17 protein-coding genes and 1 pseudogene are annotated in these 17433 nt (G+C 29.8%); all 18 read right to left on the bottom strand.

The window, feature by feature from the left end; all coding sequences use genetic code 11:
• Positions 1-74: 74 nt before the first annotated feature.
• The 18 genes and pseudogenes from PG912_RS08945 to PG912_RS08865 all read right to left on the bottom strand — a co-directional run bounded on the left by PG912_RS08945 (position 75) and on the right by PG912_RS08865 (position 17161).
• Entirely contained in the window at positions 75-698 is a 624-nt protein-coding gene (locus tag PG912_RS08945) for a hypothetical protein (RefSeq protein ID WP_275687272.1), read from the bottom strand.
• A 304-nt stretch (positions 699-1002) separates the two neighbouring features.
• Complete coding sequence (locus PG912_RS08940; RefSeq protein WP_275687271.1) at positions 1003-1815, bottom strand: helix-turn-helix domain-containing protein; 813 nt, start codon at positions 1813-1815, stop codon at positions 1003-1005.
• 404 nt (positions 1816-2219) lie between these two features.
• Positions 2220-2999 (bottom strand): IS3 family transposase, encoded by a 780-nt coding sequence (locus PG912_RS08935; RefSeq protein WP_275689034.1) that lies wholly within the window; start codon positions 2997-2999, stop codon positions 2220-2222.
• Between the two features lie 27 nt (positions 3000-3026).
• Entirely contained in the window at positions 3027-3413 is a 387-nt protein-coding gene (locus PG912_RS08930; RefSeq protein ID WP_275687270.1) for a helix-turn-helix domain-containing protein, read from the bottom strand.
• Positions 3406-3501: pseudogene (locus tag PG912_RS13810) on the bottom strand (hypothetical protein); the annotation flags it as partial. The pseudogene PG912_RS13810 and the gene PG912_RS08930, both read right to left, overlap by 8 nt.
• A 185-nt stretch (positions 3502-3686) precedes the next feature.
• A complete protein-coding gene (locus PG912_RS08925; RefSeq protein ID WP_275687269.1) occupies positions 3687-4022 on the bottom strand; it encodes a hypothetical protein in 336 nt (111 codons plus the stop codon).
• Entirely contained in the window at positions 4019-4225 is a 207-nt protein-coding gene (locus PG912_RS08920) for a hypothetical protein (RefSeq protein ID WP_275687268.1), read from the bottom strand. The genes PG912_RS08925 and PG912_RS08920 overlap by 4 nt, the downstream gene beginning before the upstream one ends.
• A 526-nt stretch (positions 4226-4751) precedes the next feature.
• Complete coding sequence (locus PG912_RS08915; RefSeq protein WP_275687267.1) at positions 4752-5378, bottom strand: hypothetical protein; 627 nt, start codon at positions 5376-5378, stop codon at positions 4752-4754.
• A 21-nt stretch (positions 5379-5399) separates the two neighbouring features.
• Positions 5400-6023: a hypothetical protein gene (locus PG912_RS08910; protein WP_275687266.1), complete on the bottom strand. Its 624-nt coding sequence runs from the start codon at positions 6021-6023 to the stop codon at positions 5400-5402.
• 167 nt (positions 6024-6190) lie between these two features.
• A complete protein-coding gene (locus tag PG912_RS08905) occupies positions 6191-6898 on the bottom strand; it encodes a hypothetical protein (protein ID WP_275687265.1) in 708 nt (235 codons plus the stop codon).
• Positions 6899-7650: 752 nt separating this feature from the next.
• Positions 7651-8451, bottom strand: coding sequence for a type 1 glutamine amidotransferase domain-containing protein (locus tag PG912_RS08900; RefSeq protein WP_275687264.1), 801 nt, complete (start codon positions 8449-8451; stop codon positions 7651-7653).
• 75 nt (positions 8452-8526) lie between these two features.
• A complete protein-coding gene (locus PG912_RS08895) occupies positions 8527-8721 on the bottom strand; it encodes a cyclic nucleotide-binding domain-containing protein (protein WP_275687263.1) in 195 nt (64 codons plus the stop codon).
• A complete protein-coding gene (locus tag PG912_RS08890) occupies positions 8702-9109 on the bottom strand; it encodes a Crp/Fnr family transcriptional regulator (RefSeq protein WP_275687262.1) in 408 nt (135 codons plus the stop codon). Before PG912_RS08890 ends, PG912_RS08895 begins: the two co-directional genes overlap by 20 nt.
• A gap of 380 nt (positions 9110-9489) precedes the next feature.
• Complete coding sequence (locus PG912_RS08885; protein WP_275687261.1) at positions 9490-9930, bottom strand: phosphate-starvation-inducible PsiE family protein; 441 nt, start codon at positions 9928-9930, stop codon at positions 9490-9492.
• Positions 9927-10595, bottom strand: a complete 669-nt coding sequence (locus PG912_RS08880; RefSeq protein ID WP_275687260.1) for an ion channel — start codon at positions 10593-10595, stop codon at positions 9927-9929. The genes PG912_RS08885 and PG912_RS08880 overlap by 4 nt, the downstream gene beginning before the upstream one ends.
• 1 nt (position 10596) lies before the next feature.
• Positions 10597-13707 carry an efflux RND transporter permease subunit gene (locus PG912_RS08875; protein WP_275687259.1) on the bottom strand — a complete coding sequence of 1037 codons (3111 nt, stop codon included), beginning with the start codon at positions 13705-13707 and terminating at the stop codon, positions 10597-10599.
• A 20-nt stretch (positions 13708-13727) separates the two neighbouring features.
• Positions 13728-14819 carry an efflux RND transporter periplasmic adaptor subunit gene (locus PG912_RS08870; RefSeq protein ID WP_275687258.1) on the bottom strand — a complete coding sequence of 364 codons (1092 nt, stop codon included), beginning with the start codon at positions 14817-14819 and terminating at the stop codon, positions 13728-13730.
• Between the two features lie 5 nt (positions 14820-14824).
• Positions 14825-17161 carry a TolC family protein gene (locus tag PG912_RS08865; protein WP_275687257.1) on the bottom strand — a complete coding sequence of 779 codons (2337 nt, stop codon included), beginning with the start codon at positions 17159-17161 and terminating at the stop codon, positions 14825-14827.
• Positions 17162-17433: the final 272 nt, after the last annotated feature.

The following is a 17433-nucleotide window of genomic DNA, read 5'->3' as shown; positions in this document are numbered from 1 at the left end:
AAAGCGCAAACCATTATGATTTGCGCTTTTTTAGCTATTTTTTATATACGTTGTTAGCAAACGTTTTATTCTATTTAGTTTGTAGTGAAAGTAGCGGTACTTGTTCCTCCATTGGTTACTATACCATCAGCGTATTTTACATAAGGTCTAAAATAGTATTGAGTAGAAGATAATAAAGGCTCTGCAACTACTTGAGTATTTATAATTAGAAACTCACCGTTTGAGTTATAAAGTCCTTCATAATTTGGTGAATTCTTAGTGCTGCTATTAGTAAAATCGCTATTTACACTGTATTCAAGACCTAATTCTGTAGGTATTTCTTTTGTAAGATCACTAACGGTTATGTCAACTGTAACGAAATCTGCTCCTATACTAAAAGGGTTTGATTCAATCTCTAAAGTAATTTCTCTAACTCCACTTGCATCTATATCTGTAGAGATTTGTATTTCATCTCCATAATAATAATCTCCATTATCATACTGAAAATAACCTCTTGCATAATACGTTGTTCCACTAGTTAAATCTCTTATTAAAGATTCAAACTCATTAGCAGATGCTGGGACTGTATAATTTGTACCTACTTCGGTTTGAGACGAAGTGCCTAATACAATTCCTTGATTTATAAGTTGACCAATATTTAAATTTTCAACCTCATGCGAAAAATTCCCTGTGACAATTATATTTACAGTGCCATCCATGTTAATAACATAATCTGTGTTAGGATTTAATGTAAAGCTTCTATTGTCTATTACAGGATCTGATGAATCATCACTTGAACAGCTAAAAGTTAAAGTGACAATAAGAAAGCAAAATATTAATTTTGATAGATTTTTCATTTTTTTGTTATTTTATAATTTATGGTAGTAATTTTTCACAAAAGTAGTATGCTTATAAGGGTAATGAGCAAGAAGTTGTATAGGTTAAAGTTCTGAAATCCGATTTCCGTACTCTTTTATGAATAATTTAGCATTTAAAAAGGAAAAGAATCTTGGTTTTAGGTGACTAACTTTGATTTTTAAAATTAATAGGCGTAAGGCCAGTTTCTTTTTTAAAAGCATTATAAAACACACTTTTACTCTTAAAACCAACTTCTAAACCAATGCCTTCAATGCTATAGTTTGAAGTTGAATTGTCTTTAAGCAGTCGCTTTGCTTCTTCAATTCTATAACTATTTATATAAGATTTAAAATTCTTTTTAGTAACTATATTTATTGCAAGCGAAACACGTTTAGGATGTTCATTAATGCATTTTGAAACATCTGCAATAGTTAAATCGGGTTTTAAATATTCTTTTTGATTTAAAAAATACTGTTCTATTTTTTCCACTACCTCTAAATCTTCATTCGTTTTTTGTTTTCTTGAAACATTGTCATCTTCAGTTTGTGTTTTTTCAATTTCTTTTTCTATAACTTGAATTAATGGCTTCACATTCTGCTGACTAATTCCACGTATAGAAACCCAATAAAGAAAACCAACGTTAATTATAGCTTCAAGTAATTCTAAATAAAAGCTATAAAAAATTAAACGTATATGCATTATGAGTATGAAAACAATTCCACAAATAGCAAAAAGTTTAGCCCATTTTAACTCTTTATTAATGGTTGTAGAATATTGATTTTTAGTTTCTCTTGTATGTTTATTTATAAATACAATTATTTTGGCAGCCATAAATATGTCAAATAATGTGCTTCCTTTATAATAAAGCCAATTAAACCAAGAAGAATTCCAAATTTTTTCAATTCCAGTAATTGCTTTAAAATACGTAAGTAAACCAAAAAGAAATATTACAACCCAAGGAATAAGATAATAATACATAGCTTTTGATTTTGGCAATATGGAAACTTGCCTTATATATAAATAGAAAAGTGGAAACATAAGCCACCGAAAATCAAATATGAATTTTAATTGAGGGTAATGTATCGAGATATTTAAAAGTTCTGAAATGGGCGAAATATAGTCTATTGAAAAAGCAAGGATAAAAATTCCTAAAAATAAAGTCGAACGATTTTTTTTTAGGTTCAAATAAATTAACAAAATTCCAGAAATTGACCCTTGAATTAGCCCAAGAATAAAGAGTATAGGAATGATGTTATTTATGATATCCAAAGTTTGTTGTATTGTCCTGGTATAAGTTGACCTTTTTTTAGGTTAATTTATACCGTTCAAACTATTTTTTTAGCCGTTTAGAAGGCAAAAAACATTTTGAACTATGTTTGTTTTTAAATTGTTAGTTCAGTCAAATTTACATTATTTTTTCGATAGGATTTGTATTTGATGTTTGGATTTGAATGTACTTCTGCTGGTTTTCTTAAATCAAGGCTAAAATGAGTTCTTAAATTGTTGTAAATATCTACGGCCTGTTTAGCTAACTTTTGAGCAATAGGAGTGTTTTTAAGACAGTTTCTAAGTCCATGTTCATATTTCAACGTTCTATTGATTCTCTCCGCAATAGCGTTTTCATACGGATCATATTGCTCTGTCATACTCATTGTTATTCCATTATTTTCAGCAAACAGAGTATATTCAGGGCAACAGTATTGCATACCTCTATCAGAATGATGAATCAATTTTTTCGATGGATATTTTCTGTTTTTTAAAGCCATCTTTAAAGCGTCCTTACAGAGTGATATTTTCATATGGTTATCTAGTTTATATCCCATAATTTTCTTTGAATATGCATCAGTTACAATAGCTAAATAGTTGTGTCCATTTTCTGTTTTAATGTATGTAATATCGCTTACCCAAAGTTGTTCGGGTCTAGTAGGTATTTTGTTTTGAATGAGGTTTTTATATTTTTTAAATAAATGATTAGAGTTTGTGGTAGTTATGTAGTTTTTGAGTTTAGGTACAAGTAAATTATGTAGTCTTAATACATCAAAAAACTTATCTCTACCGATTATAATATCTTGTTCAATTAACTGATTTTTGAGTTCTTTATATAGTTTTTTGCCTCCAGTTCTGGAGCTTACTTTTTTACGATATTCTTTGACCATCGTAATTATTTTAATGTCGTTTATAGCTTTGTTTTACTTTTTCTCTTTTGTAAAAGGCTTGTTTACTAATCCCAAAACACTGATAGAACCATTTTCTTTTAAACGGTTTTTCTTTTTTAGTGCTATCTCTTTCGCTAATGTTTTGGGCAACGACTTTTTTGACATATCAACTCCTGTGATGATTTCCATATCAGCAATAATATCTTGCTGAAAGTCCTTTACAAACTCCAGTTCTTCAATACGTTCCTTTAGTTTTTTAATTTCATCTAATTTACTCATACCAGTATTTTGTTGTACTAAAGTACTATATTTTTTGACCCAATAAGCAATTGTTGTTCTTGGAACGTCATATTTTTTGGAAGCTTGGTTGTTGGATAGCTGACCATTTAAGATTTGGTCAACAACTAAAAGTTTTAGCAATATAAGCTTTGGTCTTTTTTTCGTTTAAAAGTGTCTGAATAATCACTCTTTCTTTAAGGCTAAGTCTTCTGTGTTTTTTTACTGTCATTTTACAAATCTATAATTTTAGATTTGTTGCGTTAAGTTATTGAATGCAGCTGAGTTTTTTCATATTACTTGCAACGTGTTTGTATAAGGTTAGTTGCGGTTTTGTGTGCGAGGATTTTCCAAAGGAAAATCAGACGTAACAAAAATGCAACTATTATTGGCAAAGCACTAATTTAGCAATTAATTTTATACAGTGTTGGCTATAGTTTTTTGTTTTCTTATTAAGTCGTAAATTTCTTTAGTGTTTGGCACATATTCCAAAATTGTATAACTCAATTTTCTTCCAAATAATTCATTTGTCCAATGAAATCCGTTAAAATTATAAAAGTCAAAAGGATTTTTCTTTCCAAAATAAATGTTTCCATAACCTTTAGAGTATTCATATAATTCAATTCCGTTAATAGATTTTAAATCTACTTCAGTTGTTCTCTTAAATAATAACTTCGATTTTATAATTATTCCATTTTGAGTTAAGATATATTCAGTATTTTTCCTGTGGTAGCTGTCTATAAAAAATCTCAAAAAGGCATATGTAAAAGATATAATAATGAAAAAAATCCAAATAATGTAAAAGCTAAATTAAGTTGAAAACTTTCCTTTGTCCAAATAGAAGAGAAGGTTAAAATTAAAAGCGTAAAAGGAATAGTTATTAAATCAGAGAGTCTAAATAATAAACCTTGTTTAGGTTTAAACTTCAAAACTATATTTTCTTCGTTTTTTTCCATTTTTTAATTATAGCCAACGTGTTTTTGTATGGAAAGTTGCGTTTTATATGAACGGCTATTTTCCGCAGGAAAATAGAAGTTTATAAAAAAGCAAGAACTTTCGTTTAAGCCAAATTAAGCAATTTTTTATACAAGGTGTTAGCCAAAGTTATTTTTTTTCAGTTTACAATTCCTATTTTTTATGTTTTCAGTTTACCAATATTCAGCGTTTGAGTGAAAATTCCACAAAGATTTTAATTCCGCATTTTACTCAATTCCGCAATTTTGGTTTTCTACAGTTTGAGAAAATTCCGCAAACTTGCTAAATTCCCACAAAGAATTTTCCACGAGCGAGTGAGTGTTCAGCATTTTTCATTTCCCTTTTTTTTCCACATTTGAGTGAGAATTTTTTCACTTTTTATTGCTCAAAAATCATTGTTTTAAACGACTTTTTTTAAAGTGTCAGGATTTTTTCGCGCTATTTTGGCTAACGTTTCTTGTATGGTGCGTTTGCATCCCGAAGGGTGCATATGCATTATACAAATTGTTAGGTAATGTTTTTATTTATTTTTAATGAGTCATAGAGTTCATAAAATCCCTTAACAGTTACTTCTGGGAATAACTTGTTCAGTTTTTCAATTGTTGGACTTGTTTTTCTATCCGTTAGTAGTTCTATGATGCTTTTTTGCCAATATGCTGCTCCTTTTGTGTATTTAAGCATTTCTAAGTACCCTTTGAAATCAAGATTTAATTTTTGAGGATTAGCATCAAATTCAAAATAATAAAGTCCGTTTTCTGGTTTGTCTAAATAAAAACCAACAGCAGCTTCATTGTAAAAAAAATCTAACAATGTAAAATTCTTCATTACAGGAAATTTCTCAGGATGAAAATCTACATCACCAATAAGAACTTCTTTGACGGGTAAAATATTAAAAATTCCTTCTAATTCTATATCAGAATTATCGTTAGTCTTCCAAAATAGTTTCCATCGTTTAATTACGGAATAAAACCTAAGTAATTCTTTGTCAAAATTAAGTGATTCATCAATTGTAAAGTCTATATTCTCAATTAATGTATTTTCGATAAATTCAACTTTATCTTCTTTCGAATAAATAGAATCATTTAATACGTCATCATAGTTATCTAAATATTCATCAAATATTTTTTTGCTCATAAATTATTTATTCTTGATGTTTTATTTATTTATTCGTATTGAATCATAAAGTTCATAAAAACCTTTAATAGTTACTTCTGGGAATAACTTGTTCAGTTTTTCAATTGTTGTACTTGTTTTTCTATCCGTTATTGGTTCTATGATACTTTTTTGCCAATATGCTGCTCCTTTGGTGTATTTAAGCATTTCTAAATATCCTTTAAAATCAAGATTTAATTTTTGAGGATTAGCATCAAATTCAAAATAATAAAGTCCGTTTTCTGGTTTGTCTAAATAAAAGCCAACTGCAGCTTCATTATAGAAAAAATCTAGTAAAGTAAAATTCTTCATTACAGGAAATTTATCAGGAAGAAAATCTGTATCTCCAATTAATACCTCTTCTATAGGCAAGATATTTATAGTTCCTTCAATATCTAACTCCAACTTTGGGTTAAGTATCCATTTTACTTTCCAGCTTTTTACATTAGAAAAAAAATCTTTTAATGTAGAATCAAAATTATTTGGTATTTTCGGAATAATATCATCATTGTAAGAACTCATAATCATTTGTCTATTCTCAAATGTGTCATTTGGTAATGATTTACGCCATTTTATCAAAGTCTTTTGATATGCATCAAAATACCCTATAAACTTTTGATCAGCCATATTTTTTTTTCGTTTGTTTTGAATATTACCTAACGTGTTTGTATAAGATTAGTTGCGTGGTTTAAGCACTAAAGTTAGTAAATAAATCACAGGTAGAAAGTCCGCGAGGACTTTCGTAAATAGGCAATAACCAAGCAATTAATTTTATACGTTGTTGGCAACTGGCTTTATTCTTTCGTATCTGGATATTCAAATTCACTAAACTTAATTTCATTAATATTAGTAAACCATTTTAAAGCTTTAATATTTTTCCTTGTTAACTCTTCATCTTCTTTACTAAAAGGCTCAATTTCGTCATATCCAAATTTGAATTGTTTACAATCGTTTGTTGCACCAATTAAAATCACTTTTTTATGTTTATAGTTAGTGTAAACAGCATAAGTATCAATCACAATTGGCAAAAGAAAATTTACTTGCTCTTGAGTCATATCAGTTGTATAGAATACGAAGATGATTGCAGTTCCATCGATTTCTCCATATCTTCTTGCTAAATATGAACCTTTAGTATGATTGTAATCTTCTATAAAACTAAATAAGTTTTTTGATATAACTCTTCTGTCAAATCTATTAAATGACAAAATTTCTTTAGCGAATTTTATACTTTGTTCATTCGGATTAGGAAGAACTTCCCTTTTTACAAATTCGTCTATGAAATAACTTACTTTGTCATCTTGTAGCTTTTTTTGAACTTTTTGCTTTGATATAAATTCATCCCAATTTCCGTCTATTTGAAACAGCATACCATCGTACTTGTCCGAAGTTATTTGTTCAGAAAATCCTCTACCATTTTCTATATAATGAGCAAGAATATCGCTTTCAGTTCCGGAAATGAGAATGTTTTTTTTAACCCATTCCTTTTGAGTTTGCATTTCCATAAATTGTTTATGAGTATTAAAATCAAACTCATCTTCTTCACTTGGTAAAATTAGAACTTCTTTGTTTCCAAAAGCTTGCTCACGTTTATCTAAATATTCCTCAAAATCCTTAATTGTATCTAAAAAATCAGTAAGATTAGTGAAAGAGTTTTTGTCAAATATGTGAACAAATTTTTCAGTCTTGGTATTTTTGTTGAAAGGGTAGAAGTGAACTTTTTCTCCTAAATGAACAATTACTCTATGCGTTTTATTAATGTCTTCTTTTCTAATTATATATTTTCTTCCATCTTTAGTTTTTATTTCGATATCATAATTGGAAGTTAGTATTTTCTTTTCAGCACCATATAATTGACGAACATCCTTTTCAATTGATTTCCTAAAGTATCTTGAATAAATTCCTTTAAACTCGTAGTTTTTTACACAAACTAAAATTAATATTCCATTGAAATGAATTAGTAAATCGCAAATCTCTTTTTTATTTCCTAATTCGTCTTTTGGATTTGCAAAACACCAATAACTTAAAAAGGAATTAGTAGCTAAATCATAAACTAATGATTCTCCTTCAGCTCCTTTTTTTGGTTGTTCATTTTTCTGCGGTTAGTTTGGTTCAGCTTGTTGCCAACGTCTTTGTGTATGAGTAGTAGCGAATTTATGGCACTACTTTTCAGAAAGTAATTTACAAAATAAAAAGTAATAGCGACTGAATTTATAATTCAATCGCTATTACTTATACACGTTGTTGTGAGGAGTTTTTACTTCAACTTTTCTAATAAAAGTTCAGCAACTAACTCGGAAGATGCAGGATTTTGTCCAGTTATTAATAAACCATCTTCAACTGCATAAGGATTCCAATCTGCTTTTTTAGAGTAAATTCCACCATTACTTTTTAGCATATCTTCTACTAAAAATGGAACAACAGAAGTTAGTTGAACAGCTTCTTCTTCACCGTTTGTAAATCCAGTTACTTTTTTGCCATTAACCAAAGATGTTCCGTCTGTATTTTTTGTATGCTTAAAAATTGCTGGAGCGTGACAAACAGCAGCAACGGGTTTATTGTTTTTATAAAAACTTTCTATTAATGCAATTGAGTTTTTGTCTTCAGCTAAATCCCATAAAGATTCATGTCCACCAGGATAAAATACTGCGTCATAATCTGCTTGATTTACAGTTTCTAATTTTATTGTTTTAGACAAGACTTCTTGGGTTTCTTTATCTTCATTAAATCTTACTGTTGCTGGAGTTTGAAAATCTGGAGAAGCACTTTTGGGGTCAATTGGAGGTTGTCCTCCTTTTGGAGATGCTAAAGTAATTTTAATTCCCTTGTCTTTTAATAAGTAATAAGGTGCTGCAAATTCTTCAATCCAAAAACCTGTTTTTTCGCCAGTATTACCTAAATCTTCGTGACTTGTTAATACAAATAATACTTTTTTCATTGTTTTGCTTTTTTCTATGTTAGTACTTAATTTTTGTTCTATAGAATTACTTTCTTTTACGCTCTTACCGCAAGATGAAAATAAAACTAAAGTGATTACAATTGTTGTTAATCTTTTCATTTGAAAATGGTTTAGTTTGAAAGGGACAAAATTATAATCAAATTAAGTACTGAAAATTGATGTATGTCAATAAAATCAATTAAGTGATATTTCTTTTCTAACTCTACTTAAGGTTTCGGTAGTAATTCCTAAATAAGAAGCTATATGGTAGTTTTTTACACTTTGTTCAATATTTGGGTAAGTGCTTATAAACGAAACGTATCTTTCTTTAGCTGATTGGGCTAAACTTGCTAATATTCTCTTTTGAAAACTAGCAAAAGCTTTTTCCATTTTTTTCTAAAAAAGTTTCTAATTGTGGAATTTCTATGAATAAATCTTCCATACTTTTTTTTGAAATTTGATATATCGTTGCTTCCTCAATAGTTTCAATATACATTACTGCTTTGGTTGTTGTGAAGAAAGCTGTATAATCACTTATCCACCAATCATTAATGGCAAATTGCAAAGTATGTTCTTTACCAGATTTATCAATATAGTAAGTTCTTAAACATCCATTGTAAACATAATACTGACTGATAACTTTATCGTCTGCTTTTAATATTGTAACTCCTTTTTTTAAATTGAGTTTTTTAAGTTTATTTTCAATAAGATTTTCTTCTTTTTTTGAAAAAGAGATGTCTTTAAAAATTTCTGATATTATTGAGTTTTCGATGTTCATTTAAATTACTCACAACGGTTTGTGTATGGAATGTAGCGTGATTAAAAGTACTACATTTTCAGTTTAGCACAAGCCAAATATTTATATTTTGTTTTTAACTTTTTATTCTAAAAGCCAAATTTAAAAATTTGGCGGTCTTCACAAATAAACACAAACCTCTCGGAAAGCACTTATTAGCTATGTTTTATACACGTTGTTGTGTTTTCGTACTTTATTTTTCCGTTCTGCTGTTAGCGTTGGCAAGACATACTCTTTTGCAATTTTGGCTTTTGCTGTTGGCTGTAGCGAATTGCAAATGTGTATGGCTTAAGCGTAGGCTATACTATAATAACTAAACCATAAATATTATTCGTTCTGTTTTCTCTGTGATATTCAGTACTTTATTTCTTTTTAATTCTCATTCCCTTTTTTATTAAGAAATATCCACCAGACAACACAATAATTAGTGAGCTAATACCAAATATTGTTAATGGTTCTAAATGCGTAAAGTCTAAATCTATAACGTGTCTTGAAACACCTATTAGAGCTACTAATAAAACAATCTCAACGTGTACAATATCTTCTTTTAAATACATTTTTATAGTATGTAAAAGCTCAATACCAATAAGCACCGATAAAAAACCACCAAATACTTTATGCAAATGTGTTAATATATTATTATCTATAGTAAATGAATTTTGAATTCCTAAAGCTATTCCACTAAACAACATCCCTAAAAACACCACTGTTGTGTACAATACAACTAATAACAAAGAAAACAGCAATGTTATTATGATTACTCGTTCTATTTTTTCTACTAAATTTAATATTTTATTATTCATAACTTATTTGTTTTACTGGATGATTGATTAATATACTTTCCAACAACAATAGCTGTAATTACCACTAAATAAATTTGACCAACCAAACCAATAAGGATAGCTGATTTTTGTGCTAACGGTGTTACAGGAAGAATATCTCCATATCCTATGGTTAATAATGTGATATAACTGTAATACATTAAATTTTCCGTTAAAGATATTTCGTTTAATAATCCACTAAATGAATTAGGATGTGCCATTTCGATACTTATACAAATAAAAAAGCCTATTAACCCCAATGTTATATAGCCACTGATGAGGCCAAAAATTACATTTCGATTAATAACTTTAGCCTTCCATACTTGCTTTATAATTTCGAACGCAACAATAACATAAAATAAAAAATAGGAAGCCATTTTAACGAAATTCAAAAGTTTTTCATTTCTGTTTTCAAACAAGTTAGAACCAAAAATAAATGTAGAAATCAGTAATAATATCACTAAAAACCACATTAGTTTTTTCTTTTCAGAAATTAGAATAATACCAGCTATTAAATTGACCAAAAATAAGATTGGCGACAACACACTTTCAAACAAAATTGAAGGCACTATTAGTGAACCAAATAAAATGGCTAGTTGACTAAAAAGGAAAATCTCAAAACGATTTGAATATAATTTTTGTAACATACTATTTTAAAAGGTCATTGTTGAATTGATAATCCTTATAGTTGATTTTATATAAAACACTATAAAAGGATGGAATAAATAATAAAGTAATAACAGTTCCAAATAGTAAACCTATCATAATTGTTACAGCCATTGGTTCCCACATTGCTCCGCCTCCAAGATATAAAGGAATTAACCCTAAAACTGTTGTAAATGTCGCCAATATAATAGGTCTAAATCGTTGTAAACAAGCAGAAATAATAGCATCTTGTGGTGTTCGCTTTAACTCATTTTCTTCTACTTCAATTCTATCTACCAATACAATGGCATTGTTAATGACAATTCCTGCTAGAGAAATAACGCCTAAAAAGGCCATAAAACCAAATGGCACTCCAAAAATCAGTAAGCCAAATACCATACCAATTACGCCTAATGGAATGGTTAAAACAATCATTGTCATTTTTCTAAAGGAATTAAACTGAATGATTAGTAACATAACAATTATAAAGCCTGAAAGCGGTAAATACTTTGCAACTGCTCCCATATTTTCTGCACTACTTTCAGCATCACCACCTAATGAATAGGTATAACCATCTCCCCAATTTTCTTTTTGTTCTTCTAACCAAGGCGTTAAAATCAAGCTTATATCATTAGCGTTTCCGTTTTCTGTTAACTGACTTTGAATATTGATAGTTCTGGTTAAATTTAAACGCTTTATTTTAGCATATTGCCACTGTGGAATAATTTTAGCAACTTGTAATAAAGGCACACTTTTACCAGAATTTTGTCCATAAATATTTAGTGACTCTAACGATGCTAATGATTGTTCTTTGCTTGCATTACTCAACATTACAATAGGAATTGATTTATCGCCTTCACGAAACTCACCTGCCTGAAAACCATCTAAAACTGTTTGTAATGATGTTGCTATGTCTTGATTAGTAATTCCTGCTGCTTGTGCATTATTTTTATTAATATCAATAACAAACTTTTTTCCTTTTGATCCCCAATCATCTTTAATGTTTTTTGTTCCAGAAATACCGAATAACTTTGCTTTTATAGATTCTGAAATAATGGCTAATTTATCAGGATTATCTCCAGACACTTTTACCTCAATAGGTGTTCCGCCACCTCCAGCACCTAACAATCCGACTTTAATATCTGCATTTGGAAACGTGTTAAAACAAAACGCATCTAACTTATTAATCATTTCATTATTCACTAAAAAGTTGGTAGTGTTTACCAAAATATGTGCATAATTTGAATTTGCTTCATCTGCATTGTAACCTAAATCGTAAGTTGAAGGTCCTTTACCAATATATGCTGACCAATCTACAATTCCATCGGTTCTAGTTTCATTTATTTTTAAGCTGTCGTGTATAAATTTCTCAATAGCCAAAACGGTTGCAGTAGTACTTTCAATTTTAGTTCCTTGTGGTAAGTTGACATCAATGGTAACCATATTTCTATCACTATCAGGAAAGAATAAAACATCTAAATATTTGAATCCGAAAATGGATAAAAAGAATAAGGCTACAATGCCAAACAATACTGTTTTTTTCCACGACAATGCCCAAAGAATAAGGTCTTTGTATTTTTCTTTCATTGCAAATATCGCTCTATCTAAAAACCCTAATTTCTTATCTTCCTTTTTCTCAACTTTTAAGAAAAATACACAGAATAAAGTGATGACACTCAAAGAAATTAACCACGATGATAATAAAGCAATTGTAATCACAACGAAAATTGAATCCATAATATCTCCCATTACAGATTCTGCCATAAAGAAAGCCAAAAACGCAGCCGAAGTTGTTAAGGTTGAAATCAATAAGGGCATAAATAATTCTGAACTTGCTTCAATGGCTGCTTTTTTTACTGGAATACCGTTTTCCATTTTTACCATTATGGTTTCAGCAACCACAATAGCATTATCAACCATCATTCCCAATGCCATAATTAACGCTGCTAATGAAATTTGATTTAAACCAATGTCGATAAGTCCCATTACCATAAGTGTCGTAATGGTTACAATTGGAATTAAACTTGCAATTACAAGACCAGTTCTAAATCCTAAAAAGATAAGCATTACAGCCAATACAATAGCTATTGCTTGTAAAAGGTTACTCATAAAACCACTTATCTTGGTACTGATGTATTGGTCAATTGAGGCTAATCTTGATACAGAAAGTCCAACAGGAAGTTTTTCATTAAATGCAGTTAAAACTGCATCCATTTCTTCTCCTAATTTAATTACATTTCTCCCTTTTTTTAAAGAAACGTGTAAAGAAATAGCTTCTTTTCCGCTAATTCTTACAATTTGTTTTGGCGGATAAATATAGCCTTTCTCAATAATAGTCATATCTTCTAAAGCGACGACTTCTCCATTTTGACCAACAGGAATAAGCATTCCTTTTATGTCATCGAGAGAATTAAAATTCCCTGTAGGTTCTAAAATAATACGTTCTTCTTCTATATTTATTTCTCCTCCTGAATTTAAAATATTAGTGCTTTGAATTAAGTTTTTTAAAGTGTTGGAAGTAAATCCGTAGGTTTTCAATTTTGAATTGTCAAATTTTACAAATACACGTTCTTCTTGTGCACCATTTATTTCAACCTTAGCTGCATCATCTAACCTAATAAGCTCGTCACGTAAATCATCTGCATATTCTTTTACTTCTTTATACGAAAATCCATCACTTGTTATTCCAGCAACAATTCCAAAAACTTCACCAATACCATCATCTTTTAATTGTGGATGTACATTGCTTGGCAGTCCTTGAAGTGAACTTAATTTACGTCGTAATCTATCCCAAACTGGTTGTAGCTCTTCGGGCTTAACATCCATTTTTAATTCAACGTTCACAACCGAAAGCCCTGTACGAGACGTACTGGTTACTTTTTTTAATTCTGGTAGTTCTTGTGCGAGTTTTTCAATCTTATCTGTTACCAATTCCTCTATACGTTCTGGTCCTGCACCAGGAAAAGAGGAAACAACCGTAGCAACACGAATGGTGTAAGGTGGCATACTATCTCGTGAAAGTGATGCATAAAACAGCATTCCCATTATAAGAACAACACCAAGAATACTTAAAACAACTCTATTTTTTTCTATTGAAAATTTAGCAAAATTCATAATAGTTATAATTTATACTGTTATTGTAATTTTACTTTTTGACCATCTAATAAACTTTGCAAACCAGCTGTTGCTATTTTATCACCAGATTTTAGTCCACCTAAAATTTTAAACCCTAATGAAGTCAATGCTCCTATTTCAATAACTTGTTTTTTTACTTGACCAATCTTGCCATCATCAGAAATTATAAGAAACACAAATTTTCCATTGCCATCTTCACCAACTGCTTTTACAGGAACTACCAATGTGTTGTCTGTAGTTTTTGTTGCATCATCAAAATTAAAAGTGATGTTGGCTGCCATTCCTGGTTTTATCGCATCTGTAGGTTTTATAATGTCTATTTTAACAGGATAGGTTGCAGAATTAACATCTAGTATTGGTGCAACCTCAATAATAGTTCCTTTAAAAGTTTTTCCTTCAATTGCTGAAAAATTAAGTGTCGTTTCCATATTCAACTTTACTTTATTAATTACATTCTCTGGTAAACCAACCATTACGTTGATACCTTTTCCTGCGTTTAAAATTGCAATAGTTTTTCCTGCACTGGCATTTTCATTTAAACTGGCACTTTTTGAAGCAATGACACCGTTTTTTGGGGCTTTAATAATTCCATAACCAATTTGTGAACTTTGAATACTTCTATTTCTTTTTGCAGATTCAAATTGGTCTAAAGCAGATTGATATGAGTTTTTAGCATTTTCATAATCGCTTAATGAATTGCTTCCTTTTTCATATAAAGATTTTACTCTATCTAAATTTGATTTTGAAGTATTCATAGCAGATTGAGCAGCTCTTACAGCAGATTTTGCTTGCTCGTATGCAAGGTTTGCTTGTACATTATCTAACTTGGCAATTAAATCACCTTTTTTAACCTGTTGTCCTACTTTAGCGTTCAGTTCTGTAATAATTCCGTTGGCTCTAAAACTCAATTCAATTTCGTCACCTGCTTTTACTGTACCACTAAAAGTTCTCACGCTTTGTCCATTTGAAGTACCTACGACTTCGTATTTCACTGGACGTAAAACAACTTCTTTTTCTTCTACTTTATCTTTACAAGCACTTAAAATAATAAGTACAATTAGCATACATATATTGTTTATTGTAAGTTTCATTGTGATTAGTTTTTGTTTAGTATAAATTGATTGGCTCTTTGTATAAAATCTTGATTTTCTATTTCAGAATGCATTAAGAAAAAGTACCCAATAGCACGTTCTAATTGCATAGATGCAATTAAATAATTATAATTTGCAGTTGTACTTGCTAATTGGGATTGTAAATAATTTGTTTGTGCATCAATAAGTTGTATCACTGGAACTGCACCATTTTTATAAGCATTTTGAGTTAACTCTAAACTCTCTTTTGCGGTTTCTTCTGCAACTTTAGAAATTTCAATGTTTGCAATTTGGTTTACAATATCAAGAATTATATCATTTATATTCTTTTCAATATTTAATTCTGTATTCTCTTTTTGAATTGATAATTGGTCTTCTTGAATTTTTGCTGTTTGCCTATTTATATTTCTTTGATTTTGCTGAAAAATTGGCAATGAAATATTTAATCCCACATTATAAGTTCCGTCAGGAATAGTAGGCGAACCAACTGGTAATGTAGAACCTTTTCCAGATTCTGAAATTGCTAAATTATATTGACCTTGTAGAGCTACAGTAGGGATGAAACGCCCTGTATCATTCAATTTATAATTACGCTTAATTGCATTAAGATTAAAGGCTAAATTTTTTAATTCTGGTGCATTACTTTTCGCTTCCTCAACTAAAAAATCTATTAATATTGGCTGTAATTTTGGATTATCAAAAAGGCTTAATAAATCTTCGTACTTGTAATTTTTAAATACGCCTTCTGAAAGTTCGGCATCTTCAATATCAATTTTCTTTGAAATGCTCGTATTCATTAATTGATTAATAACATTAAAGGACTGTCTTAATTGATTACCTGCTTCAATCAAGCTTTGCGTATTCTGTGCCAATTGGCTACGAAAACGAAGCACATCAGATTTACCTGACGCTCCTGCTTCAAAATTTTGTTCTGCCAACTCTAAATTCCTTTTAGTGACTTGTAGATTTTGATTTTGTATGCTCGCGTTTGTCTTTAAAATGAGTGCATTAAAGTATGATACAGAAGCATTTAACAGCGCATCTAATTCTGCTGAATTATAAGTCTCCTTCTGTGCTTTATTTAGTTCGTTTTGAATATCTATGTTTGCAGATGCACTTTCTGAATAAATAAGCTGATTTAGTACCACGTTTCCTGAAGTTGAAAATTCTGGGTTTTGTCCTCCAGAAATTTCGGCAACTTTTGGGTCAATATATATACCGTCAACACTTGCTTTTGCATCTGGTAAGTAACTACTTTTTGCAATTTTTACGTCTTGAGAGCTTAAATCAATATTCTTCTTTTCAGCTTTAAGAGATAAGTTTTTCCCAACCACATCATTCATAATATCGATAATAGATAATGAATACTCTGATTTCACTTCATTAGTTCCACCAATGAAATCGGCAACAGCCAACAAACTATATCGTAAGGGATAATCTATTTGAACAGCTGTATTATGATTAATGGTTAATTTGTTTTTATAATCTATAAATAAAGGTAATTGAGAAGCGTTTGTGCCAGAAACAATAGCTTCAACATTTAAGGCAATACGTCTAAAAAATTGATCAATGTTTGTGTCTGGCTGATTGGTTGCTAGTATTCCGTTTTCAACATCACGTTTTCCAAAGGCGGAAAATGAGGATAGTTTTTTCTGATTTATTGTAGTTATCAAGGTTTTTAATTCAGATTCACCCAAATGCAATCCTGTAGTAAGATACACAGCATCAACATCATTTAGTGAATTGCTGATGTCTGCTCCTTTTGAAATTGGAATAAGTTTGTAGTCTGATTCATTTTTTGAAAAATAAGTGTCAAATATGCTTTTTAGTGGTAGTGCTTTTGGTAAAAAATCATCGACGATAATTCCAACCTTTTTGTAGTTATAAAGCGATTTAAAAACATCTAAATCTGACGTATATGAAAAAGGGGCAATGAGATAGGTAATATTATTAATATTGGATGTTTTTTGGTTCTTTGGTAAATTGATAAAATCACTATTTACAGAACCAAAAACAATAGTAGGTTTTGGATATTCCTTTTCTTGGTACAACATTATATTATTGATAACACCAAAAGATAAAATGATGTCAGTATTATTATTAATGTGTGCTTGATAATTTGATTTCGCAGTTTCTTTATTGAAATTATTTTCGAGTACCTCTTTAAATATAATAGTAGTTTCTTGACCTACAACCGCTGTAATTTCGCTTTTTAATTGCTCTAAAAGCGGCTTTGTTTGCTCAGAAGATTTATCTGTGAGAATACCAATAGACACTTTTTTTTGTGCTTGTGAAAAAGCAAAAGTAAGTGTCAAAATAAATAATAAAAAATACTTTTTCATTTGTTTAATGGTTAAAATGTTGTCTATTTTTCAATTGTCTTGACGAAATTAGTGCAAGTTAATATTATATGAGCTTTTGGCAAAAAAACAGCTCTTTTGGTTTTTTAGCGTTGGCTTTCGTGTCGGCAAAAACCAAATGTGCTGTTTGTGCGGCTGGTTCGGTATGAAACACAACGGCTTTGTGCTTATAGTTTGTTGCGTAAATTTAGCGAAAAAATAATAAATAAAACACAGACTTTTACGCTTGCGAGGTTTTTCCGCAGGAAAAACTA

This window comes from Tenacibaculum retecalamus, assembly GCF_027941755.1.
In the GTDB taxonomy this organism is placed as follows: Bacteria; Bacteroidota; Bacteroidia; order Flavobacteriales; family Flavobacteriaceae; genus Polaribacter; species Polaribacter haliotis_B.
This window is presented reverse-complemented; position numbering and strand designations above follow the sequence as displayed.

Excerpts from the sequence above, each read along its gene's own strand:
- PG912_RS08945 (WP_275687272.1), bottom strand. The coding sequence starts at position 698 with ATGGATGGCACTGTAAATATAATTGTCACAGGGAATTTTTCGCATGAG.
- PG912_RS08940 (WP_275687271.1), bottom strand. The coding sequence starts at position 1,815 with ATGTATTATTATCTTATTCCTTGGGTTGTAATATTTCTTTTTGGTTTA.
- PG912_RS08920 (WP_275687268.1), bottom strand. The coding sequence starts at position 4,225 with ATGGAAAAAAACGAAGAAAATATAGTTTTGAAGTTTAAACCTAAACAA.
- PG912_RS08915 (WP_275687267.1), bottom strand. The coding sequence starts at position 5,378 with ATGAGCAAAAAAATATTTGATGAATATTTAGATAACTATGATGACGTA.
- PG912_RS08910 (WP_275687266.1), bottom strand. The coding sequence starts at position 6,023 with ATGGCTGATCAAAAGTTTATAGGGTATTTTGATGCATATCAAAAGACT.
- PG912_RS08905 (WP_275687265.1), bottom strand. The coding sequence starts at position 6,898 with ATGGAAATGCAAACTCAAAAGGAATGGGTTAAAAAAAACATTCTCATT.
- PG912_RS08900 (WP_275687264.1), bottom strand. The coding sequence starts at position 8,451 with ATGAAAAGATTAACAACAATTGTAATCACTTTAGTTTTATTTTCATCT.
- PG912_RS08895 (WP_275687263.1), bottom strand. The coding sequence starts at position 8,721 with ATGGAAAAAGCTTTTGCTAGTTTTCAAAAGAGAATATTAGCAAGTTTA.
- PG912_RS08890 (WP_275687262.1), bottom strand. The coding sequence starts at position 9,109 with ATGAACATCGAAAACTCAATAATATCAGAAATTTTTAAAGACATCTCT.
- PG912_RS08885 (WP_275687261.1), bottom strand. The coding sequence starts at position 9,930 with ATGAATAATAAAATATTAAATTTAGTAGAAAAAATAGAACGAGTAATC.
- PG912_RS08880 (WP_275687260.1), bottom strand. The coding sequence starts at position 10,595 with ATGTTACAAAAATTATATTCAAATCGTTTTGAGATTTTCCTTTTTAGT.
- PG912_RS08875 (WP_275687259.1), bottom strand. The coding sequence starts at position 13,707 with ATGAATTTTGCTAAATTTTCAATAGAAAAAAATAGAGTTGTTTTAAGT.
- PG912_RS08870 (WP_275687258.1), bottom strand. The coding sequence starts at position 14,819 with ATGAAACTTACAATAAACAATATATGTATGCTAATTGTACTTATTATT.
- PG912_RS08865 (WP_275687257.1), bottom strand. The coding sequence starts at position 17,161 with ATGAAAAAGTATTTTTTATTATTTATTTTGACACTTACTTTTGCTTTT.